Below are 23,042 nucleotides of genomic sequence, written 5' to 3'. Positions count from 1 at the left end.
CCCGCCCGGGGGGTGCGGGCGGACGTCGGTCGGTGGGGCGCGGAGCGGTGAGCGCGGCGAACTCGTCCCAGGTGATCCGGGGGCGGGGCAGGCCGCGCCGGCGGAGGTAGCGGGTGGTGGCCGCGCGGGCGGTGCGCAGGGTGCGCAGCCGGTCGAGCGGGCGCCCGGCGCCGGCCGGGTCGACCACGGTGGCCGGCGCCAGCACCCAGGCGTCCCCGTCGAGCGACAGGCGGCCCTTGACCAGGGCGTTGCGGAGCCCGTTCAGCCGGTCGTCGTGACGGTGCACCAGCAGCGCCGCCGGGCCGGGGACGACCGGGACGTCCGCCTCCGGGAACACCCGGTAGCCGTCCGGCCGTGGGACCACGCGGGTGCGGGCGAGGGCCGGGGCGCCGTCCGGTGCGGTGGCGCCCGGCACGGCGGTCGGGAACCCGGCCAGCAGGTCGGCCCCGGGCAGGGCAGCCGGGCCGGTGCCGGGGGGCGTGGCCGGCACCCGTCGCGGCGGACGTTGAGGGCCTTCCGGGCGAACGCCAGCGAGGTCGTCACCAGCGCCTCACCGTCCGGCCGGACCCAGGCGGCGGTCGGCCAGGCCAGGGGCGTGCCGTCCCGGCCGAGCGTGGCGAACAGGTGCGGTACGCCCGCAGGGTGGCCGGCAGGGCGTCGTTCAGGGGAGTCACGGAGGTACGACCTGTCCGGTGAGGGGGTGGGGAAGGGGGTGCGGGGCCCGGCCGGTGACGGCGCCGGAGCGGACGGGCGGAGCCCGGTCCGGCGGGCGCCGGACCGCCGGTATCGTCCCGGCGCGCGGCCGGGAACAGCGCGGATCGGCGGACGCCAAGTGGGCGCCAAGTGCGCTCCAAGCGCCGCTCCGGGGACGGGCGCGGCCCGGCCCGGGGCGGAGGACCACTAGGCTGGCGGCCTGCCGAGGGCGGGGAGCGCCGGCCGCCGCGCGCGGACCGGGCGGTCGCCGGCGACGGGTCGCCCGTCCCGCTCGGCCTCGCGAGGACGACGGACCCGGACGACGGGTCCAGGGGGGAAGCGACGGCGCGTGGAGCACGTGGAGGGGCCGGAGACCACCCGGCTGGTCGGACGCGGTGAGCAGACCGCGCTGCTGGCCGCGGCCCTGGAGGGGGCCCGGACGGGGGCCGGCGGGGCGGCGGTGCTCCTGCGCGGCGAGGCCGGCATCGGCAAGACGGCGCTGCTGGACTGGACGGCCGACCGGGCCGCGGAGGCCGGGTTCACCGTGCTGCGGGCGGTGGGCTCCGAGGTCGAGCGCGAGTACGCGTTCAGCGGGCTGCACCAGGTGCTGTGGCCGCTCCTGGAGCGGTCCCACGACCTGCCGCCGCATCAGCGGGACGTCCTGGAGCACGCGCTGGGCATCCGCCCCGGCTCGCCGCCGGGCGGGTTCACGGTCGGGGCGTCGGCGCTCGCCCTGCTCGCCTCGGCCGCCCGCGGCGGACCGCTGCTGCTGCTCGTGGACGACCTGCACTGGGTCGACTCCTCCAGCATCACGGTGTTCGCCTTCCTCCACCGGCGGATCGCCGCCCTCCCGGTCGTCATCGTCAGCGCCAGTCGTCCCGAGGAGTCCGCGGCCGAGGCGTGGTCGATGCACCCCGTCGAGGTCGGTGCGCTCTCCTCGGCGGAGGCCGGGACACTGCTCGACCTGCGCCACCCCGGGCTGGCCGCCACCACGGCCGCCCGGCTGCTGGACGAGGCCGGTGGCAACCCGCTGGCCCTGGTGGAGCTGCCGCGTCAGTTGGGGCGGGGCCAGCTGCGGGGCATCGTTCCGCTGCCCGACCAGCTGCCGCTCGGAAGCCGGCTGGAGCGGCTCTTCGCGGACCGGCTGGCCGGCCTGACCCCGACCGCCGAACGGGTGCTGCTGTTGGCCGCGCTGGCCGGCCCGTGCACGGTCGAGGGCACCGCCTCCTGGCTGCGCGCGGTGGCCGGCGACGACGCGGAGTCCGTGCTGGAGACGCTGGAGGCGACCGGGCTCGCCTGGCTCGACTCCGCGGGCCGGCTGGTCTTCCGCCACCCTCTGGTGCGGCGCGCCGTCATTTCCCGGGCGTCCGGCCCCCGACAGCGCGCGGCGCACCGTCAGCTCGCCGAGGGGCTGGCCGCCGACGACCCGCGGCGGCTGGTCCACGAGGCGAGCGCGGCGCTGCTCGCGGACGAGGACCTCGCCGCCCGCCTCCAGGACGCCGGCCACCGGCTGGTGCGACGCGGCGGCGACGCGGAGGCGGCGCTGCTGCTCGACCGCTCGGCGGCGCTCACCGCCGACCCCGCCGACCGCGCCCGCCGGCTGACCTGGGCCGCCGTCGCGGCCGCCCGGGGCGGCCAGCTCCGGCACACCGCGCGGCTGGTCGAGGAGATCGCCCGCGGGCCGGTGCCGGACGACATCGCCCCGCTGTTCTCCTACGCCGTGGTCTACGTGGACCAGAGCCACCGGGTGGCGTTCGAGTCCTCCGTCGAGCTGCTGCCCGGCACCATCGACGCCTTGGCCCGGCCCGGGGCGGAGACCTTCGGCGGGCTCGCCGAGCAGGCGTACTTCAAGCTGCTGCTCGCCGCCGTCTACACCGGGGACCCGCGGGCCTGGCAGGTACTGGCCGACCACCGCCCGCAGGTGTCCCCGCTCGCCCGGCTCTGCCACCGCGCCTGGTCCGACCCGGCACGCACCGCCCACGGCGTGCCCGGGCTCCTCACCGCACTACTGGACGGCCTGGACCGGGGACAGGAGGCGGGCGCGGCCTGGCTGCTGCTCTGGACGGCCGCCGCGGTGGACGCCGCGGACGGCCCGCTGCGGCGCCGCTTCGCGGGCCAGCACGGGTACGCCACCCGTGGCTCGGTCGCCAAGGCCGAGGTCTACCGGGGCTACCTGCGGGGGCGCTGGGACGAGGCCGCGACCTGCCTGCACGAGGCGGAGGCGGCCGAGGAACTCGGCTACCACTGCAACGCCCTGCTGTTCCGGCACTACCACGCGCACTTCCTGGCCGGCCGCGGCGACGAGGCGGGCCTGCGCGCCGCCGACGCCCGGGTCCGGCCGGTCGCCGCGCGGGCGGGCATGCGCTTCGTCACCGACCAGCTCGACCACCTGCACGCGCTGGCCGCGCTGGCCCACGGCCGGGACGAGGAGGCCTACCAGGGCCTCGTCGCCCTGATGCCGCCGGGCGAGCTGCCGGCCGGCCTGCCCTGGTTCCACCTGCCGTTCCTCGACCTCGTCGAGGCCGCCGTCCGGACCGGGCGCCGGGCGGAGGCCGCCGCGCACGTGGCGGCCGGGCAGGCCGCCCGGATGGACGAGATCTCCGGCCACCACGCCTTCCTGCTGGCCGCGGCGGCCGCGCTGGCCGCGGACGGACCCGACGCCGACGCGCTGTTCGACGCCGCCTACGCGGTGCCCGGGGCGCGGCGCTGGGTCTTCCCCTTCGCGCGGCTGCGGCTCGCCCACGGCCTGCGCCTGCGGGCCGCCGGCCGCCGGGAGGCGGAGGCGGTGCTGCACGAGGCGCGCCGCGCCTTCGAGGGGCTCGGTGCCGGCCCCTGGGCGGCGCGTTGCGCGGCACGCCCGGGGGCGGCCGGAGCCGTGCCCGGCGTGCCGTCGGCGGACGGGGCGCGACGGCGGCCGCTGACCGGCCAGGAGGTCCGGATCGCGCGGCTGGCCGCGGCCGGGCTCGCCACGGCCGGGATCGCCGAGCGGCTCGGTGTGGACCCGGGGGCGGTGGAGTCCGGGCTGGCCAGGGCGCTCGCCAAGCTCGGCACCGGATCGCCCGCCGGGCTCGCCCCGGCGCTGGCCGCTGCCGGCCTGCTCGCCCCGGCCGGTCGCGCGGGGGTCCCGGCCGGGTGACCGGGCGGCGGCGCGCGGGCCGTCGAGGGTCCCCGGGGCAACGGCCGGTGGCCCGAGGGACACCGCGCGCCCCGCACCGGTGACGGGAGGGGCCGGCCCACGGTTGCCTCAGGGGGTCCGATGATCCGACGACACCTCCGGGAGACCTCGATGAGCCCGAACGGAACGATCCCGCGCCGCCTCGCCGCCGCCACCGCCCTGGGCGCCGCCGTCCTCGCGACGGTCCTCGTCCCGGCCGGCGCGGCCCAGGCCGCGACGCCGGGGCAGTTCACCCTTTGCTCCGACGGCTACTACTCCTCCTACGCGGAGTTCCCCGAACGGCACTTCGCCACCAAGGTCGTGAACCCCGGCACCTGCGCCACGATCAGCGTCACCGGCCGGAGCAAGGACGTCGTCGTCCTCCGCCAGGCCAACGGCGCCGTCATCGGCGACTTCTCCTTCGACGACGCGACCGGCACCGGTGTCTCGACCACCGGGTACGCCTGGTCGGCCGGCTACTACCGCTGGTGATCCGCCGTCACGGCCGTCACTGAGAACCGCCGGTGGCCCCGCCACCGGTACGCCGCGCACCGCCCGTTCCCCTCCCGGGCGGTGCGCGGCGACGCCCTCCAATCCACTTGCAAGTCCCCGCCAAGAGGGCCCGCCTAGCGTGTTCGACCTCCGAACCGACGAGGACAGGCGAGCCCGAACCCCATGGACACCATCACCACCCCGAGGACGCCGACGGCCCCCGAGCCGGTCGCGGTCCCCGCCCCCGCCCGACGCGACCCGAGCGGCGTCGGCGTGATCCGGACGACCGCCGTCGCGGTGCTCGCGAGCGACCCGATCACCGGCGAGGGGACGAGCCTCGGGCTGCGCCGCCACCCGGGCCTGCGGCTGCTCCAGGACGACGAGTTCCCGGTCGCGGACGTCGCGCTGGTGCTCGCCACCCGGGTCACCGAGGAGACGATGACCCGGCTGGAGGAGTGCTCGGCCCGGTCCCGCAACCCCGGCCTGGGCATCGTCCTGGTCACCGAGAGCATCCGCGAGCACCAGGTGCTGCGCGCGGTGGACCTCGGCCTGCGCGGCCTGCTCTGGCGCCAGCAGTGCGACTTCGACAAGGTGCTGGAGGTGGTCCGCCGCGTGGCCGTCGGCGGCACCGACCTGCCCCCGGCCGTCCAGGGCTGGCTGGTGGACGGCTTCCGCTCCGTCCAGCGCGACGTCCTCGGACCGCGCGGCCTGACCACGGCCGGGCTGGAGACCCGCGAGGTCGCCGTGCTGCGGCTGCTGGCCGACGGTCTGGACACCGCCGACATCGCCCGCGAGCTGAGTTACTCCGAGCGGACCATCAAGAACATCGTCAGCGGCATGATGACCCGGCTCGGCTTCCGCAACCGCACCCACGCCGTGGTGCACGCGATCCGGACGGGCGTGCTCTGAGCCGGTCGGGCGCGGCGCGAAACCGTGTCCGGGCCGCCCCACCGTGCGGCGGGGCGGCCCGGACGGACGGTCAGCGCAGGTACCACTTCTGGTTCGACGCGCCCGTGCACTCCCACAACTGGAGGCCCGTGCCGTTCCCGGTGCCGTGGTCCCGGGCATCGACGCACTTGCCCAGGTGGGTGTTGACCAGGTCGTGCGCGGGGTTGAGGGCGAACTGCTGGGCCCAGCCGCCGTTGCAGCGGGCCAGCTGGATCACCGTGCCGTCGTCGGCCGAAGCGCCCGCGACGTCCAGGCACATCCCCATCGCGCGGACGGTACCGTCCGACCGGAAGTCCCAGGTCTGCGCCGCGTCCCCGGAGCAGTCCCACAACCGCAGCGGCGAACCGTCCACGGCGGCGCGCGCCGACACCTCCACGCACCGGTCGGACCCGTAGCCGGCGACCGTCCGGCCGCTCGGGGCCGGGGCGGCCGTCGTCGCGGGCGGTGCGGGCTGCGCCGGGGCCGGTGCCGGTGCCGGGGCCGCGGGCTGGGCCGCCGCCTGCGGCCGGCTGCCCGCCGAAGCGGGCGGCTGGGCCGGGCCCGGGGCCGGAGCGCCGGGCTGCTGGGCCTTCGGCGCGGCTGCCGGTCCGCCCGGCGGCTGGGGCGCGGCCGGGGCGCCGGGGGCGGTGCTGCCCGGAGCCGCACCGGTGCCGCCGACGGGCGGCGGGCCGTCCGCCGGCGGGGCCCCGGTCGGCCCGGCGGCGGACGGTGAGGCCGCGGCGGTCGCGGTGGCCGTGTCCCCGGGGGAGGCGTCCGCCGTGGTCGGGACGGCACCCCGGGCCCCCGGGACGTGGGGCGCGGTGAGGGCCGGACCGGTCGGCAGCGCGCCGCTCGCCGGGTGCTCCTCGCCCCCCGGACCGGCGGTGACCGACACGGCTGTGACCGCGAGGGCGACCAGGACGCCGGCGGCGATCAGTACCCCGGCGATCCGGGCGCTCCGCTCCGGCTGCTCCTCCTCGGCGCCGGGGGGTTCGGCCGACCCCGGGCGGGGCGCTCGCCTCTTCCGCTCCGTCTCCTCCCGCGCGACGACCGCGGCGGTGGCGGAACCGGTGGCGGAACCGGCGGCCGAAGCGGCGGCGGCCGGTGACGGACCGTCCGGTGCGGGCGACGCCGCAGCGCGGGGGGCCGGTCCGCCGGGCTCGGCGGCGGTCCGGCTGCCCGGCTCGCCGGCGCCGGTGGTTTCCGGCGCGGCGGGCTCCGGTCCGGCGGGCTCCGGTCCGGCTGGCTCCGCCGCGGGGGCTCCGGCGCCGGGCTGCTCGGCCGGTCCGGCCGGGGGCACGGCCTCCGCCGGCGGAGTGCCGGCGCCGCCCCCGGCGGCCTCCCACGGCAGGGCGCGGTCCCAGAGCGCCCCGCCCGGCGGGTCCGTGGACGGCGTCACGCGATCCATACGTCTCTGCTCCACTCTTGTTCGGCCCCGCACGTCCGTGCCGCGGCGGCCGATCGGGCGCACGGGGGAGGAACGACCGGCCCGGCCGCTGACCGGTGCCCGGCCGACTCGCACGGGCACGGCCGGCGCACACGGACGGCGAGGCCGCCACCAGTCAACCGCCCCGCCCGTCCGCCCGCCCCGCCGCCGGCGCGGACGTGGACCCTTCGCACCGGATTCCTTGCCCCGAGGTGCAACTCCCCACCGGACACCGGGGCCCCGCCCGCCGTCCGGTTGCCCCACCGGACACGCTTCCTGGTCCGCCGGGACAGCGAAGGGCCGTCACGCCAGGGCGGGCCGGCCGCGCCTCCCTAGGCTGCCGACGCACAGCGAACCGCCTGCCGCTCCGCAGCCCGGAGCGCGGGAGAGACGGGAGAGAACCGGACGTGAGCACCGTGGTCGTCAAGCGCCCACCACGCGCCGAGGGCCCCCGCCCGCCGGAGGAACAGGTCGAACTGGCCGAGCCGCCGGTGCTCGGCGAGCCCGCCACCGGGGACTTCGGCTCCGTGCTGACGTACCTGCCGATGGGCCTCGGCACCGGGGCGATGGTGCTGATGTTCTCCGTCGGCGCCGGTGGCCCCGCGATGTACACGATGTCCGGGATGATGGGCGTCGCCATGGTCAGCATGACCCTGGTCCAGATCGGCCGCCCCGGTGCCGAACGCCGCCGCCGGGTCCGCGCCGAACGCCGCGACTACCTGCGCTACCTGGCCCAGAAGCGCCGGCAGGCCCGGCAGGCCGCCGAACAGCAGCGCGCCGCCCTGCTCTGGGACGACCCCGACCCGGCCGACCTGTGGACGCTGGTACCGGGCCCCCGGCTCTGGGAGCGCCGGCCCGGCCACCAGGACTTCGCCAGGGTCCGGATCGGCACCGGCACGCGCCGCGCCGCCCTGGAGTTCCTGCCCCCCAGGACCAAGCCGGTCGAGGACCTCGAACCGCTCTGCGCGATCTCGCTGCGCCGCTTCACCCGCGCCCACCAGACGGTGCCGCACCTGCCCGTCCCGGTCTCCCTGCGACGCTTCACCGCCGTCGAGTTCGCCGGCGAGCACGCGGACGCGCTCGCCCTGGCCCGCGCGATGGTCGCCCAGCTCGCCGTCCTCCACTCGCCCGACGAGCTGCGCGTCGCCGTGCTCGCCGACGACGCCGGCCGACGGGACTGGGACTGGCTGAAGTGGCTGCCGCACAACGCCCACCCGCGGGAGGAGGACGCCGCCGGCCCCGTCCGGCTCGCCGCCGCCGACCACGACGCACTGCTGGACCTCCTCGGCCCCGCCGTCCGCGACCGCCCGGACCACGACCCCGGCTCCACCCCGAGCGTGGCCGAGCCGTTCACGGTGGTCGTCGCCCAGGGCGTCCGACTCCCCGAGACCTCCCGCCTGCTCGGCGCCGGCCTGCGCGGCGTCGTCCTCCTCGACCTCACCGGCACCGTCCCCGGCGGCCCCCGGGTGCTCCGGCTCACCGCCCGCGACGGCCGGGTCGAGTTCCCCGCCGGACCGGAGACCGTCACCGCCCGCGCCGACCGGCTCGGCCCCGCCGAGGCCGACACCCTGGCCCGGGCGCTGGCACCGCTGCGCACCGGCGGCGGCGCCGACCTGCGGGACCGTCCCCTGGAGTCCGACCTCGACCTGGCCGCCCTGCTGGGCATCCGCGACGTCCGCGGCTTCGACGTCGCCGCCCGCTGGCGCTCCCGCCAGGCCCAGGACGCCCGCCTCAAGGTGCCGATCGGCCTCACCGAGGACGGCGAGGTGGTCGAACTGGACCTCAAGGAGTCGGCGCAGGGCGGCATGGGACCGCACGGACTGCTGATCGGCGCCACCGGCTCCGGCAAGAGCGAGCTGCTGCGCACCCTCGTCATCGGCCTGGCCGCCACCCACTCGTCCGAGATCCTCAACCTGGTGCTGGTGGACTTCAAGGGCGGCGCCACCTTCCTGGGCCTCGACCGGCTGCCGCACACCTCCGCCGTCATCACCAACCTCGCCGACGAGATCCACCTCGTCGACCGGATGCGGGACGCCATCAGCGGCGAGATGATCCGCCGTCAGGAACTGCTCCGCGAGGCCGGCCACCCGTCGCTCTACGAGTACGAGAAGGCGCGCGCCGCCGGGGCCACCCTGGCGCCGTTGCCCGCGCTGCTCATCGTCGTCGACGAGTTCTCCGAACTCCTCGCCGGGAAGCCCGAGTTCATCGACCTCTTCGTCTCCGTCGGCCGGCTCGGCCGCAGCCTCGGCGTCCACCTGCTGCTCGCCTCGCAGCGCCTGGACGAGTCCCGGATCCACCGGGTCGAGGGCCACCTGTCCTACCGGATCGCGCTGCGCACCTTCTCCGCCATGGAGTCGCGCAGCGTCATCGGCACCGCCAGCGCGTACGAACTCCCCTCCGCCCCCGGCAACGGCTACCTCAAGGTGGACACCACCAACCTGGTGCGCTTCAAGGCCGCCTACGTCTCCGGCCCCGCGCCGGCGCCGCCGCACCCCGACCAGCAGGCCCGCACCGTGCCCGCCCGGGAGGTCACCGCCTTCGGCCTCGACCAGCGGGGGCCGCTCGCCTCCGCCCGCGCCGAGGAGGAGGCCGCGCTGCTCTCCCTCGCCGAACAGGCGCTGCGGCGACGGACCGCCGAGCCGGCCACCGAGGAGGCCACCGAGAGCCTCTCCGAGGTCCTGATCGCCCGGCTGGAGAACGGCGGACCGCCCGCCCGCCAGGTCTGGCTGCCCCCGCTGGCCGCCCCGCCCAGCCTGGACCAGCTGCTGCCCGGCCTCGTACCCGACCCGGACCGCGGCCTCGGCACCCCCGACCCCGGACTGCGCGGCGCGCTGAAGGTCCCGCTCGGCATGGTCGACCGCCCCTTCGAGCAACTGCGCGACCTGCTGGTCGCCGACCTGTCGGGGGCCGACGGCCACATCGGCGTGGTCGGCGCCCCGCAGACCGGCAAGTCCACCCTGCTGCGCACCCTGATCCTCGCCCTCGCCCTGACCCACACCCCGACGGAGGTCCAGTTCTACTGCCTCGACTTCGGCGGCGGCGGCCTGGTCTCCACCGCCGGACTGCCGCACGTCGGCTCCGTCGCCACCCGCCTGGAGCGCGACCGCGTGCTGCGGACCGTCGCGGAAATCCACCAACTGCTGGAGCACCGCGAGCAGTTGTTCACCGCGCGCGGCCTGGAGTCGATGGCCGCCTACCGCGCGCTCCGCGCCCGCGGCGGGGCCGGCGCCGGGTCCGGCGACCCGCTCGGCGACGACCCGTACGGCGACGTCTTCCTGGTGGTCGACGGCTGGGCCACGCTCCGTCAGGAGTACGAGGAGCTGGAGCAGCGGGTCATGGACCTCGCCGCCCGCGGGCTCTCCTTCGGCATCCACGTGGTCGCCTCGGCGGTCCGCTGGTCCGAGCTCCGCGCCCGGCTGCGCGACCTGCTCGGCACCAAGCTCGAACTGCGCCTCGGGGACGCCATGGAGTCCGAGGTCGGCACCAAGGCGGCCGCCGCCGTGCCGCACCGCCCCGGTCACGGCCTCACCGGCGGCGGACACCGCTTCCTGTCCGCGCTGCCCAGGACCGACAGCTCCGCCCGCACGGAGGACCTCACCGCGGCCACCAAGGCCGCCGTCGCCGAGATCGAGGCCTTCGCCGCCGGCGCCGCCGCCCCCGGCGTCCGCCTGCTGCCCACCCGCCTCGACGCCCACCGCCTCCCCGGCCCGGACCACACCCCCGAGCTGCGGTTCTGCCTCGGCTGGGACGAGCAGCGCCTCGCCCCCGCCTGGCACGACTTCGGCACCACCCCGCACCTGGCCGTCTTCGGCGACGGCGAGACCGGCAAGACCAACGCCCTGCGGCTGGTCGTCCGCGCCATCACCGCCCGCTACCGCCCCGAGGAGGCCCGCATCCTGCTGGCCGACCCCGGCCGCGGACTGCTCGACGACGTCCCCGACGCCTACCGGGTCGGGCTCGCCGTCGACGCCGACGGCCTCACCCGGCTGGCCGAGAGCGCCGTCGTCTCCGTCGGCAAGCGGGTGCCCGGACCCGACGTCACCCCCGGACAACTGGCCCGGCGCGACTGGTGGCAAGGACCGCGCCTGTTCGTCCTCGTCGACGACTACGACCTGCTCACCGGCGCCCCCGGAGCGGCCGCCCCGACCGCCCCGCTGGTACCGCTGCTCGCCCAGGGCGGGCACATCGGCCTGCACGTCGTCGTCGCCCGCAGCACCTCCGGCGCCATGCGGGCCGTCATGGACCCGTTGCTGCGCCGGATGTGGGAGCTCGGCAACCCCGCGCTGCTGCTCTCCTACCCCAAGGAGGAGGGCAAGTTCCTCGGCGAGGCCAAGCCCCGCACCCTGCCCGCCGGACGTGCCCAGCTCGTCACCCGGCGCACCGTCACGCTCGTCCAGACCGGCCTCGTCCCCGCCGGCCCCGCCCCGACTGGAGCACGATGACCACCGCACCGCCCCCGGTCGAGGCCACCGAGGTCTGCCGGCTCACCGTCGACGGCCCGGCCGGCCGCGCCGACCTCGCCGTCCCCGTCACCACCACCGTCTCCGCCCTGCTGCCGGTGCTGCTCCGAGCCCTGCCCGCCGGGCCCGACCGCGCCGACGGCCGGTGGGTCCTCCAGCGCCTCGGCGACGAGCCCCTCGACCCCGGGGCCACCCCGGCCACGGCCGGCCTGCGTCACGGCGACGTCCTCCACCTGCGCCCCGCCGGGGCGCCGCTGCCCGTCCCGCACTTCGACGACCTCGCCGACGGCGTCGCCGACCGGGTCGGCCGGGGCCCCGGCCGGTGGCGGCCCGAGCTCACCCGGGCCCTCGCCCTGGTCCTCGCCGGCGGGGCCCTGGCCGCACTCGCCGCCGCCCTGCTCGGCGCCGGTGCGGGGCCGGCCACGGCGGCGCGCTGCGCGGCGGTCGCCGCCGTCCTCACCACCGCCTGCGCCGTGACGGCCCGGATGCGCGCCGACCGGAGCAGCGTGCTGCTCACCGGCCTCGGCGCGTTCGGGTTCGCCGCGCTCGCCGGGCTGACCCTGCGCGCCGCCCCTGCCGGCGGCCACCTCCCGGGCGCCACCGGCGTGCTGGCCGCCGCCGGCGGCGTCGTGGCGATCGCCGCACTGCTGCTCGGTGTCGGCGCGCTGCCGTTGGCCGTACCCGGCACGGCCCTGGTCGGAGCCATCGCCGCGGCCTGCGGGGCGATCGCCGTCCGGGCCGGCCGGGCCGACGCCGTCCAGGCCGCCGCCACGCTGGCCGTCGCGCTGTTCGTGCTCGGCCACCTGGCACCGCGGCTCGCCCTGCGGGCGGCCCGGCTGCGCGTGCCGCACCTGCCGCGCGACGCCGCCGAACTCCAGCGCGACATCGAGCCCGAACCGGGCGAACGGCTCGACCGCCGGGTCACCCTGGCCACCGCCTGCCTCGACACCATCGCCACGGCCTCCGCCCTCGTGCAGGCGGTCGCCGTCACCCTGCTGGTGATCCTCGACTCCTCCTGGACCGGATGGCTGCTGCCGCTCGCCCTGGGCGCCGCCCTGCTGCTCCGCGCCCGCGGCACGGAGGGCACCCTCCAGCGCGTCCCCGCGCTGCTGTGCGGCGCCTACGCGGCGGCGCTGGTGCTCGTCCTCCGGGCCGCGCCCGCCGGACCGGGCGGGCAGGCCGCCGCGATCGCGGTGCTGCTCGCCGCCGCCGCGCTGCTGCCGGCCGCCGCCTGGCGGCTGCCGCGGGCCCGGCTGCTGCCGGTCTGGGGCCACCTCGGCGACCTCGCCGAGACCGTCACCGCGATCGCCCTGCTGCCGCTGCTGCTCCAGGTGATCGGTGTCTACGCCCGGCTGCGGGCCCTGGCCGGCTAGGGGAGACCGTGCAGACACGACGCGACCACGTGCAGTCCTACCAGTTCGCGATGGGCCGGCTGGCCTCAGCCCTCGTCGGGGGTGACCCCGGCCAGGGCGACAGCCCCACCCGCCGGTCCGCACTCGGCACCGTCCTCGGCGCCGGCGTCGCCGGCCTGCTCTGCGGCGGCTTCGCCGTCGCCGGCCTGCTCGCCCCGCCGGCCAGTACCGCGTGGCGCAAGGACGGCGCCGTCGTCGTGGAGAAGGAGACCGGCAACCGCTACGTCTACCTGGACGGCGAACTCCGCCCGGCCCGCAACCAGGCCTCGGCCCTGCTGATCGCCGGCGGGCGGGCAGCGCCCGAGACCGTCCCGGCCAAGGTGCTGGCCGGTACCCCGCGCGGCGTCCCGGTCGGCATCCCGGACGCCCCCGACGCCGTCCCGGCCGCCGCGGGGCTGCTCACCGGCGCCTGGGCGCGCTGCCTCCGGACGGACGTCAGAGGCGTGCCCGCGCCCGGTGCGGCAGGCGGCGGCGGTACGGCCGGGAGCGCCGGGGCAGGGCCGGCCGGGGGCGCCGCCCCGCCGGCCCAGACGCTGGTCTTCGGTCCGGCCGCCGACGCGCTCCCCGGCCTGCCCGCCGACCGTGCCGCGCTGGTCGCCGGCCCGGACGGCGCCCGCCACCTGCTGGTGGGCGACACCAAGTACCCCGTCCCCGCGGACTCCGCCCTGATCGCGCTCGGCCTGGACGACCGGCCCGCCGTCGCCGTCCCGGCCGACTGGCTCGCCGCCGTGCCCACCGGAGCGCCCCTCGCGGCGAGCGCGCCGCCCGGCGCCGGCGCCCCGGCCGGCACCGTCGCCGGCCAGAGCACCGTCACCGGCCAGCTGTTCCGCACCGGCCCCGGCGCCGACGCCCACCACTACGTGCAGCGCGCCGACGGCCTCGCCCCGGTCGGCCCGACCGAGTACGCCCTGCTCGCCGCCCTGCCCGGTGCTCCCGCCCCCCGGACCGTCACCGCCGCCGACCTCGCCACGGCCCCGCTCTCGGCCGACCGCGGCGCACTCAACCGACTCCCCGCCGTCACCGGCCTCCCCGCCCCCGACGCCGGCGCGCTCTGCCTGCGGACCGGGCCCGGCGGCACGGTCCGGCTCGTCCTCGCCCCGGTCCTCGCCCGCCCCGTCGTGCTGCCGCCCGGCACCGGCGTGCTCGCCACCGCGCCGGCCGGCGGCCCTCCGTACCTCGTCACCGAGCAGGGCGCCCGGTACCGGATCACCGACGGCGACGCCCTCCGCGCCCTCGGCCTCGGCGACGCGCGTCGCGCCCTCACCCTGCCCGCCGACGTCCTCGCGCTGCTGCCCGAGGGCCCCGCCCTCGGCCGCGCCGCGGCGCGCGGGTGAAGGGGGAACGGGCCGTGCGACTGCGCCTGCGTGCCGGAGACGGCGGCGCCCTGCTCATCCACCCCAAGGGCGGCCCGGACGGCCGGGCCGTCGCCTTCGCCCGCGGCCTCGCCCGCGACGAACGGCACACCCTGGTCGTGGTCGACCTGGCCGCCGGCGCCGCCGAGCGCGAGTGGACGGCGGTCGCCCGGCTGCTCGCGCCCGCCCGCTACGGCAGCCTGCGGCTGGTCTTCGGCCGCGGTGACCGCACCGAGGTCGGGCAGGCGGCCGCGCGGATCGCCGAACGGCTCGGCCGGGAGGTGATCGCGCCCGACGGCGAGGTCACGCCCACCGTCACCGGCGGGCTCTTCGTACCCGCGCACCACGGCGACGGGTGGCTGCGGTACCGCCCGGGCCGGGCGGCCGAGCGGGACGGGCAGCGGTTCCCCAAGCCGTCCTGGGAGTTCTCCACGCCCGTCCGCCCCTGGCCGGCCGGTCCGCACGCGGTCGCCGAGCCGCTGCCCGCCGGGGTCTGGCTGCGCAGCACCCGGGAGGAACCCACGGACGCCGAACGGCGGCACCTGGTCGAGGCGGTGCCGGCCGACCCGGAACTGCTGCTCGTCGTGCTCGGCAGCCCCGGCGCGCCGGCGGTCGCCCTCGACGACGTGGCTCGGTTCTGGGGCACGGTGCTGCCCAGTGCCCGGCCGGCGGTCCGCTTCGTCCTGCACGGCACCCTGGACACCCCCGCCAGCGTCGACCCCGGGCAGGTCCTCGCCGACGCACTCGGCCACCCGGTCGTCCGGTACGCCGCGCTCCCGGCCGCGGTCCGCGACGCCGCCGGCGCCCTCGTCGCCCCGGCCCGGGCCGGGCAGGGCCGGGACGCGGAGCTGGTGAACCACCCGGCGGCCGGCCCGCGCTCCGCCCCGCCGGCGCCGGGGATGGCCCCGGCGGCTTCGGTGGCGGCGGCCGCGGGGCTTCCGGGGGCGGGCTCCGGCCCCGCTCCCGCGTCGGCCCGGTTGCCGGTCGAGCCGGCCGAGCCGGTCGGTGCCGCCGAGGACGTCGCCCGGGCCGTCGCGCCCGGGACGGCGGACGTGAACGCGGTCGAGGGTCGCGCCACCGAGACCGCGGCTCCGGTCGCGTCCGCGGCAGCGGTCGTGCCGTCGGCCCCGGCCCCGGCCGTCGTCACGCCCGTTCCCGAGCCGGAAGGCGCGGAAGCCCCACCCCCCGGGACGGCCCGCCCCGCACCGGCAGCACCGGAGACCGCTCGTCAGAGCGCGACCCCGCACGAGTCGGGCACGCCCGAGAGGGCTCGCCGAGACACGAACGGGACGGAGCCGGCGCGGTCCGGGGGCGGGAGCGAGAGCCCTGCCGTCCCCGCGCCGGCCGTGCCCGCCCCGCCGCTGCCGGACCGGTCGATCCCGGCTCCGGCGCCGCGCTTCCGGCTGGAGTCCGGCGGGCCCGTGCCCGTGCCGCCGGCGGCCCGTCAGGTGCCCGCACCCGCGACGGAGCCGCCGTCGCCCGACCCGGTGCCCGCGCCGCCCGCGCCGGGCCCGGCCCCCGCGCCCGCGCGGGTGCGGGTCCAGCCGACGCCGTCGGCCGCCGCCTGCGCGGTGCCGCCGGAGCGCGGGATCGACCAGGAGCGGGAGTGGGTGCGCCGGACGTTCAGCGAGCAGTTCAACGCGGTGGCCGGCTCGGTGTCCCGGGTGATGTCGGAGGCCCCGGGGCTGCGCGGGGAGGGCCGGACCGAGGGGGCGGCGGCGCTGACCGAGCTGGTCGCCGTCCGGATCTACCTGTCGGGCGACGGCCGTCGGGCCGACGCGGCGGTCCGCAGCGCCGCCCCGGGCCCGCACGTGCCCTTGGCCCGGTGCGTGGCGGCCGGGTTGGGCCGGCTGCCGTCATACCGCGGGCCGGCGCTGTTGCGCACCGGGCTGGACGCGTCGGAGCGGGCGCTCTACCGCGAGGGGGAGCTGCTCACCGAGTGGGCCTTCTGCCACGCCCGCACCGTGCCGCACCCGGGCCCGGCGGACGGGACCGACGTGCTGGTCTGGTCGATGACGGCCCGTCGGACCGCCCTGCTGGACCCGTCGGTGCCCGACCGGGTGCTGTTCCTGCCCGGCACCGGCTTCAAGGTGTTGCGGGTCGACGGGCGCACCGTGCTGCTGCGCGAGCTCTCCCCGTCGGAGATCACCGCCGACGGCCGGGTCGACCTGCGACCGGCGAAGCTCGACGCGCTGGCCCTGGCCGGCCTCGAACGCATCCCGCCCGCGCTGGCCGGTGCCGGGACCGACGACGACTCCGGGGGCGCCGACCCGCCCGGCCTGATGATCACCCCCCGTACGGAAGGATCCCGCCCGTGAGCAGGCAGGTGCTGCTGGTTTCCCCGGACCGCCCGGGTGCCCACCGCTCGATCTCCGCCGCCCTCGCCGAGGCCCCCGAGGGGGCGCTGATCACCGTGGCCCCGGGCCGGTACGAGGAGGCGCTCGTCCTCACCCGCGCGGTCACCGTGGCGGCCGGGGACGTCGGGGACGCCGGCGACGGCGGGACCGTCGAGGTGCACGCCGTCGCGGGCAGCACGGTCGTCGTGGACGCCGAGGCGGTCCGGCTCTCCGGCCTGGTGCTCTCCGGCACCGACCGGCAGGCCCCGGTGCTGGACCTGCGCCGCGGGCAGGCCGCGTTGGACGGCTGCCGGATCCGCGGCGAGGCGTGGACCGCCGTGCTGGTCTGGCAGGACGCCACCCTCGCCGCGCGCGGGTGCTGGGTCGAGAACCCGCAGGGTGCCGGCGTGGTGGTCACCTCCACCGGCGCCAGCGTGCTGGAGGACACCGAGGTGGCCGACGCCGGCTCCTCGGCCGTCGTGGTCGCCGAGCGCGGGCGCCTGGAGGTGCGGGACTGCCGGCTGGTCCGGGCCCGGGGCAACGGTGTCTGCGTCAACGGCACGGGCGCGGTCGTCGTCGAGGGCACGGTGATCACCGGCAGCGCCAAGCCGGGCGTCGCCGTCGAACAGGAGGCCCGGGCCGAGCTGCGCCGGGTCACCGTGTCCGGCAGCGCCGCGGTGGACGCCTACCTGACCAGCCGGGGCGAGACCGTCCTCACCGGCTGCGCCTTCGAAGGGTCGGCCGGCCAGGCGGTGCACGTCGCGGGCGGGGCGGCGCCGGTGCTGCGCGGCTGCACCGTCCACGGTGCGGCCGACAGCGGGGTGGAGGTCACCGGGGGCGCCCGGCCGGTGCTGGAGGACGTCCGGATCACCGGGGCACCGGTGGGCCTGCGGGTGACCGGCGCCGGCAGCGCCGCCCTGGCGGACCGGCTGACCGTGCGGGACGCCGCCACCGCGGCCGTCCGGCTCGCCGACGGGGCCGCCGCCGAGCTGGACCGGCTCACCGTCAGCGGGACGGCCGGCGACGGCGTCCGGGCCGACGGAGGGGCCGAACTGGCCCTGCGGGAGGCGGAGATCACTCTCGCCGGCGGCCACGCGGTGGACCTGGCCGGCCGGTCCACCAGCGGACGCCTCACCGGCGTCAGGGTGGGCACCACCGGCGGCGGGCATGGCCTCGGCGTGCTGGACGGTGCGAGCGTCCGGCTGGCCGACTCGACGCTGGACGGCTGCCCCGCGGTCGTCGGAGACCAGGGTGAACTGGTCGCCCATGACAGTGAGTTCACCGGATCGGGGACCGACGGTGTGCGGGTGCTGGCGGGCGGCACGTTCACCGCCGTGGGCTGCCGGGTCAGCGGCGCGCGCGGGCACGGCGTGGACGTGCGGGCCGGGGCCCGCGCCGACCTCGGCAACTGCACGGTCGTCGGCAACGCGGGCGGCGGGGTCAGGGCGGCGGGGCCGGACGGCTCGGCGCTGGTGCGCGACAGCGACGTCCAGGACAGCGGAGCCACCGCCCGTCCGGAGCCCGGCGTCCGCGCGGAGTCCGGCGCCCGTACGGACGGCGCGCGTGCGGACGGCGCGCGGCCGGGCGACGGCACCGCCACCGCCCCCGGCGTCCCCGGCACCGGACCGCTGGCCGAACTGGACGCGCTGGTCGGCCTGGAGAGCGTCAAGCGCGAGGTCACCGGCCTGATCAACCTCAACCGGATGACCCAGCGGCGGCAGGAGATGGGCCTGCCGATGCCCCCGATGAGCCGCCACCTGGTGTTCGCCGGCCCGCCCGGCACCGGCAAGACCACGGTGGCCCGGCTCTACGGCGCCGTGCTCGCCGAGCTGGGCATCCTCGGCCAGGGCCACATCGTCGAGGTGGCCCGCGCCGACCTGGTCGCCCAGATCATCGGCGGCACCGCCATCAAGACCACGGAGGTCTTCACCAAGGCGCTCGGCGGGGTGCTCTTCGTCGACGAGGCGTACACCCTGACCAACCAGTCCCGGGGCACCGGACCGGACTTCGGGCAGGAGGCCGTCGAGACCCTGATGAAGCTGATGGAGGACCACCGCGACGAGATCGTCGTCATCGTCGCGGGCTACTCCGAGCAGATGGACCAGTTCCTGGCCTCCAACCCCGGCATGGCCTCCCGGTTCTCGCGCACGGTGGAGTTCCCCAACTACGAGCCGGCGGAACTGGTCACCATCGTCCGGGGCCTGTGCGCGAAGCACTGCTACGAACTGACCGGGGACGCGGTGGCGGCGCTGACCCGCCACTTCGAGGACGTCCCCAAGGGGCCGACGTTCGGCAACGGCCGGGTCGCGCGCCAGGTCTTCGAGACGATGATCAGCAACCAGGCGTCCCGGCTGGCCGTCCGGCCGCCCGCGGACGACGGCGAACTCAGCCGCCTGACCGCCGCCGACCTCACCGCCCTGCCGGGCGAGGCCGAACGGCGGGACCGGTCGGCCGGGGAGGCGCCGCCGGCGCCGGCCGCCGCCCCCGTCACGCCCCCGGCGCCACGGGCCGCCGCGGCCTCGGGTCACCTGGCCGGCCTCACCGGCCTCACCACCGTCCGGCAGGCGCTGGCCGCCCGGCTCGACGTCCTCGTCGAGCGCGACCAGGGCACCGCCGGCCTGGCGGACGTCGTGCTGGAGGGACCGCCCGGCAGTGGTCGGCGCGCCCTTGCCGCCGCCTATGCCCGCTCGTTGGCCGGGGCCGGCCTCGCCCTGCTGGGCACGCTGGAGCGGCTGCCGCTGTCCGCCGTGCCGGCCCGGTGGGCAGAGCAGCCGCGCGCCCGGCTGGCCGACGCCTTCCGGGAGGCCGCCGGCGGGGTGCTGCTGGTCGAGGCGGACCCGCTCTTCGAGCGCCGTCCCGCCCCCGAACAGGCGGCGGTGGTGGACGCGTTGGCGGTCGAGGCAGCCGGGCGCGACGCCCACGGCGCCGTCCTGGTGCTCTCCGGGCGGGCTCCGTACCTGATGGACCTGCTGGTCGCGCGCACCGACCTGGCGGGCGGGTTCGCCGAGTACCTGCGCCTCCCCGCCTACAGCGGCGCGGAGTTGGCGGAGCTGACGGAGCGGCGGCTGGCGGCCCTGGGCCTGGTCGTCGCGCCGGAGGCCCGTGCGGTGCTGGCCGGGCAGGACCCGGTGCACGGCGCCCGCGGGGCCCACCTGCTGGCGCGCCGGATCGCCGGGAGCGCCCGGTCCCGCACCGTGCTCCCGTCGGACGTGCCGCCGCCGGAACGACCGGGCGGGGCGGGCCGGCCGGACGTACCGGCCCCCGCCGTCCGGGAACCGGTGGCCGCGGTGCCGGCGGGGCCGTGAGACGGTCGGCCGGGCAGCGATCGCAGGTCGGCGGGGCAGTGCGGGGGTGCTCCGCTTCCCGGCCGGCCCGGCGTGGAGCAGCATGACAGACCGGGACATTCCCCACCCCGTCGCCCGGCCGCGGACCACCCGCGAGCCGCGTGGCGCAGGAGCACCAGGACCGAAGGGACCGGCCGATGGCCAATCAGACGACCTCCGTCAACATCGAGGGGATGCTCGGTGCCCAGGGCAGCTTCCAGACCGCGGTGGACGAGGTGAACCGCAGCTACACCCAGATGGCGGGCCAGATCGACACGCTCCGGTCGAGCTGGACCGGCGACGCCTCGACCACCTTCCTCAGTGCGATGAACACCTGGCTCCAGGACTTCGGCACCGTCCGCGAGCAGCTCGGTCTGATGCTGGAGAAGCTCCAGGCCAACACCGGTGGCTACGGGACCGTCCACCAGGCCACCGCCGACGTGGCCGCCCAGTTCAGCAAGGGGATGGCCAACCCGCTGCCCGGCTTCTGACCGGCCCCGCCCCGTCTTCCCCGCCGCCCCGCACACCAGAGGAGTCACGCATGAGCACGTACGTCGTCAACATGAACCAGGTCGAGTACGTCGTCGGTGAGATGACCGCGATCAGCAACAAGCTCCAGGAGACGCTGAGCCAGCTGGACGACGGCACCAAGCAGCACCTGAGCGAGTGGAGCAGCGACGCCCGCGGCACCTACGACGTGGCCAAGCTCAAGTGGGACGCCGCGGCCGCCGACATGGTGCTCCAGGCCCAGAACGCGACCACCGCGCTCGGCCAGATCCACGAGGCCTACCACCAGGGCGAGCGGCACGGCGTGAGCCTCTGGGAGCAGTGACATGGCGGAGACCGACGAGTCCCTCGCCGCCCGCGACGACTCCCACGCCTCCTCCGACCCGAACATCAACAACAACGACTACGGGTCGGGCACCGGCAGCAACGGCAGCGGGAACGGCACCGGCGGCTCCATCCACTGGGACGGCGATTCCAACGTCGGGGCCGGGCACGGGACGTTCAGCGACTCCAACCCGGTCCTGGTGCCGGCGGTGCCGCGCAACGGCGCGACCGGCCCCGGCGGGATCGCCGTCAGTACGCCGTCGCTGGACGTGTTCGCCGCCAACATCGACCGGCTGATCCAGCCGGTGAAGGACGTCGCCACGGCCCTGGAGGACGTCTCGGTCGCGCCGGGCGCCTTCTACCACGCCAACATGATGCGCAACAAGGTGAACGGACCCAACGGCGACACCGGGCTGAAGAAGGAGTTCACCGACTCGCTGGCCTCGCTGGTGACCGGGCTGACCGACCTGCGGGACGGAGTCAAGGCGCTGAGCGCCAAGTACCGGACGGTGGAGGAGGCCAACGGCATGACGGCCAGGGACTTCCACGACGCCCTGGCCGACGCGGTCGGCGACTTCAACGCGGTGGCCACCGCGGCCGGCGGCGCCGTGATGGCCAACCCCGGTAGCGGCGCAGGGAACTCCCCGGCCCCGTCCTGACCGTCCCGGGCGGGGCGGTCCCGGGCGGGGCCGTCGCGGGGACGGCGGTCCCGGGGACAGCGCGAAGGGCCCGTTTTCAAACCCCCGTCGTCGCCCCGCAGACGGGGGCTTGAAGACGGGCCCCAGGGGCGAGCGGCCTCGGGACACGAGCCGGGCGGAGCGGGCCCGGAGGACCGAAAGGAGAACGGACGTGCCCGACTACAACGGCCACGGCTTCCACCAGGGCGACGACGGGGCGGTCTTCGGCGATCCGGACGCCACCTCGACGGGTTCGCGCGGCGACTACGAGCTGTGGGACTGGAAGCAGATCATGGCGGCCATCAACGGGATGTCCTCCGGGGTCGGCAACGAGGCCAACCAGTCCCACGCCCGGGCGATCTCCGACCCGCAGTCCCTCCAGGACGCCGCCAACACCTTCTACCGGGTGCAGAAGGCGCTGGAGGCGGTCGGCAAGAGCCTGGTCGACCAGGCCAAGGCACTGGCCGGGGACGACGGGCCGTGGCAGGGCGCGGCGGCGGACTCCTTCCTCGACACGATGACCACCTTCTCCCGGCAGGTCCTCGCCAACGCCAAGGTGCTGTCCGGCGGTTCGACCGGGATGCACTCGGTCCCGCAGCAGCTGGCGAACAACGCCGTCACGCTCCGGAACGCCCAGCACAAGATCGTCGAGATCGACACCTGGTACGCCAACCGGGCGCAGGCGCTGGGCATCACCCCGATGTCCAACGGCCTCATCCCGATCAGCCTGCGGCCGGAGCTGGTGCATGCGATGAGCGAGGACATGCGGGTCGTGCTGAAGACCCTGGCCTCGCACTACCAGTTCACCTCGGACGCGATCGTCTCCCCGCAGCCGGTGCCCTCGCCCGTCGACGGTCCGGGGACCGGCGACGGCCCGAACACCGCCGACCTCCCCGGTGGCGGTCCCGGCCCGCTGCCCGACCCGGAGGGTATCGGCGGGGGACTTCCCGGCGGCGGGGACCTCGCCGGCCTCTCCGACCTCGCCGGCGGAGGCCTCGGCGGCGCCGGCGGGCTCGGCGACCCGGGGGACCTCGGTGGTGTCGGCGGGCTGGACGGCGTGGGCGGCCCGGGGGACCTCAAGGGCCTTGACGGCTCCGCGTTCCCCGGCGGGCTGGACCTCGGCGGTCCCGGTCGCGAGCTCCCCGGCCTCCCCGGCCTCAACGGACTGGACCCGCTCTCCTTCCCGGGCCTCGGCGGACTGGGCGGGCCGGGCTCCGTGGACTCGCCGGGCGGCCTGGACGGTCTCGGCGGGGCGGGCCTCGGCGCGCTGTCCGCGATCCCCCCGCTCGCGCTGGGCGGGACGGCCGGTCTCGGCGGCATCGGCTCCCTCCCCAAGGGCCTCGCCACGGGCCGCGGCACCGCCTCCGGCCTGGCCGGCTTCCCGCGCGGGCTCGGCCTCGGCGGTCGCGCGGGCGCCGCCGACGGCGAGGAGAAGGCCGCCGAGGAGCTGCGCGACGGCGCGCCCGCCGGGCTGCCGGCCGGCGCCGCCACCGAGTCGGCGTTGCCGGCCGGACTGGGCGGGGCCGGGATGCCCTTCATGCCCGGCATGGGAGGCGCTCCCAACCGGTCCGAGAACGCGGGTGAGCGCTCCGACGCCTCCGGCCTGCTGACGCCCAGTGCGGAGCCGTGGGAGAGCGGGACGGAGCAGGAGGAGCGGGAGGCCGGATCGGACGCCGGCGCGGCGGCCGGCGGTGAGGGGCTCACCGCGGGCGGGGTGCCGTTCCTGCCGGCGGCCGGCCCGGCGGCGGCCGCCCGTGACACCGGGGACGGGACGGGAACGCGGTCCGAGGCCTCGGGCCTGCTGGACGCGGGCACCGACCCCTGGACGGCCTCCGGGCCGGTGGCCGCGGACCCGGCGGGCGCGGGCGCCGGTGCTCCGGCCGGTGCCGGCCCGGCCGTCGTCCTGCCCGGCTTCGGCGCCCCGGCCGCGGCCGGCCCCGGTGCGGCGGCGCCGCGGAC

Annotated in this window: 13 protein-coding genes; 12 read left to right on the top strand and 1 reads right to left on the bottom strand. The window is 77.8% G+C overall.

What is annotated here, in order from left to right:
- The first annotated feature begins 1,042 nt into the window (after positions 1-1,042).
- The 3 genes from ACFVHB_RS21125 (at position 1,043) to ACFVHB_RS21115 (ending at position 5,248) form a co-directional block, all read left to right on the top strand.
- Positions 1,043-3,829, top strand: a complete 2,787-nt coding sequence (locus tag ACFVHB_RS21125; protein WP_380324217.1) for an AAA family ATPase — start codon at positions 1,043-1,045, stop codon at positions 3,827-3,829.
- Positions 3,830-3,979: 150 nt separating this feature from the next.
- On the top strand, positions 3,980-4,339 hold the full coding sequence (locus ACFVHB_RS21120) for a hypothetical protein (protein ID WP_380324214.1): 360 nt from the start codon (positions 3,980-3,982) through the stop codon (positions 4,337-4,339).
- Positions 4,340-4,522: 183 nt separating this feature from the next.
- Positions 4,523-5,248, top strand: a complete 726-nt coding sequence (locus ACFVHB_RS21115) for a LuxR C-terminal-related transcriptional regulator (RefSeq protein ID WP_380324211.1) — start codon at positions 4,523-4,525, stop codon at positions 5,246-5,248.
- 70 nt (positions 5,249-5,318) lie between these two features.
- Here the strand turns inward: ACFVHB_RS21115 and ACFVHB_RS21110 are convergent, their stop codons facing one another.
- Positions 5,319-6,665, bottom strand: coding sequence for a ricin-type beta-trefoil lectin domain protein (locus ACFVHB_RS21110; protein ID WP_380324208.1), 1,347 nt, complete (start codon positions 6,663-6,665; stop codon positions 5,319-5,321).
- Positions 6,666-7,099: 434 nt separating this feature from the next.
- Between ACFVHB_RS21110 and eccCa the strand changes: the two genes are divergently transcribed.
- From eccCa to ACFVHB_RS21065, 9 genes are all read left to right on the top strand, one after another.
- Complete coding sequence (gene eccCa / locus ACFVHB_RS21105; protein WP_380324205.1) at positions 7,100-11,134, top strand: type VII secretion protein EccCa; 4,035 nt, start codon at positions 7,100-7,102, stop codon at positions 11,132-11,134.
- Positions 11,131-12,525, top strand: coding sequence for a type VII secretion integral membrane protein EccD (eccD, locus tag ACFVHB_RS21100; protein ID WP_380324202.1), 1,395 nt, complete (start codon positions 11,131-11,133; stop codon positions 12,523-12,525). Before eccCa ends, eccD begins: the two co-directional genes overlap by 4 nt.
- 8 nt (positions 12,526-12,533) lie before the next feature.
- A complete protein-coding gene (eccB, locus tag ACFVHB_RS21095) occupies positions 12,534-13,898 on the top strand; it encodes a type VII secretion protein EccB (RefSeq protein WP_380324199.1) in 1,365 nt (454 codons plus the stop codon).
- A gap of 14 nt (positions 13,899-13,912) precedes the next feature.
- Entirely contained in the window at positions 13,913-16,234 is a 2,322-nt protein-coding gene (locus ACFVHB_RS21090) for a hypothetical protein (protein WP_380324196.1), read from the top strand.
- Positions 16,231-19,557: a right-handed parallel beta-helix repeat-containing protein gene (locus ACFVHB_RS21085; protein ID WP_380324193.1), complete on the top strand. Its 3,327-nt coding sequence runs from the start codon at positions 16,231-16,233 to the stop codon at positions 19,555-19,557. Before ACFVHB_RS21090 ends, ACFVHB_RS21085 begins: the two co-directional genes overlap by 4 nt.
- 176 nt (positions 19,558-19,733) lie before the next feature.
- Positions 19,734-20,066, top strand: coding sequence for a WXG100 family type VII secretion target (locus ACFVHB_RS21080; protein WP_380324190.1), 333 nt, complete (start codon positions 19,734-19,736; stop codon positions 20,064-20,066).
- A gap of 50 nt (positions 20,067-20,116) precedes the next feature.
- On the top strand, positions 20,117-20,407 hold the full coding sequence (locus ACFVHB_RS21075) for a WXG100 family type VII secretion target (RefSeq protein WP_380324187.1): 291 nt from the start codon (positions 20,117-20,119) through the stop codon (positions 20,405-20,407).
- Position 20,408: 1 nt separating this feature from the next.
- A complete protein-coding gene (locus ACFVHB_RS21070; RefSeq protein ID WP_380324184.1) occupies positions 20,409-21,065 on the top strand; it encodes a hypothetical protein in 657 nt (218 codons plus the stop codon).
- Positions 21,066-21,255: 190 nt separating this feature from the next.
- A partial coding sequence (locus tag ACFVHB_RS21065) for a WXG100 family type VII secretion target (RefSeq protein WP_380324181.1) occupies positions 21,256-23,042 on the top strand: 1,787 nt, incomplete at its 3' end.

The sequence above is a fragment of the Kitasatospora sp. NPDC127111 genome (assembly GCF_042677465.1).
GTDB lineage: Bacteria > Actinomycetota > Actinomycetes > Streptomycetales > Streptomycetaceae > Kitasatospora.
Note: the sequence above shows the minus strand (reverse complement) of the source record. Positions and strands in the feature narration are given on the sequence as shown.

Excerpts from the sequence above, each read along its gene's own strand:
- ACFVHB_RS21120 (WP_380324214.1), top strand. The coding sequence starts at position 3,980 with ATGAGCCCGAACGGAACGATCCCGCGCCGCCTCGCCGCCGCCACCGCC.
- ACFVHB_RS21115 (WP_380324211.1), top strand. The coding sequence starts at position 4,523 with ATGGACACCATCACCACCCCGAGGACGCCGACGGCCCCCGAGCCGGTC.
- eccD (WP_380324202.1), top strand. The coding sequence starts at position 11,131 with ATGACCACCGCACCGCCCCCGGTCGAGGCCACCGAGGTCTGCCGGCTC.
- ACFVHB_RS21080 (WP_380324190.1), top strand. The coding sequence starts at position 19,734 with ATGGCCAATCAGACGACCTCCGTCAACATCGAGGGGATGCTCGGTGCC.
- ACFVHB_RS21075 (WP_380324187.1), top strand. The coding sequence starts at position 20,117 with ATGAGCACGTACGTCGTCAACATGAACCAGGTCGAGTACGTCGTCGGT.
- ACFVHB_RS21070 (WP_380324184.1), top strand. The coding sequence starts at position 20,409 with ATGGCGGAGACCGACGAGTCCCTCGCCGCCCGCGACGACTCCCACGCC.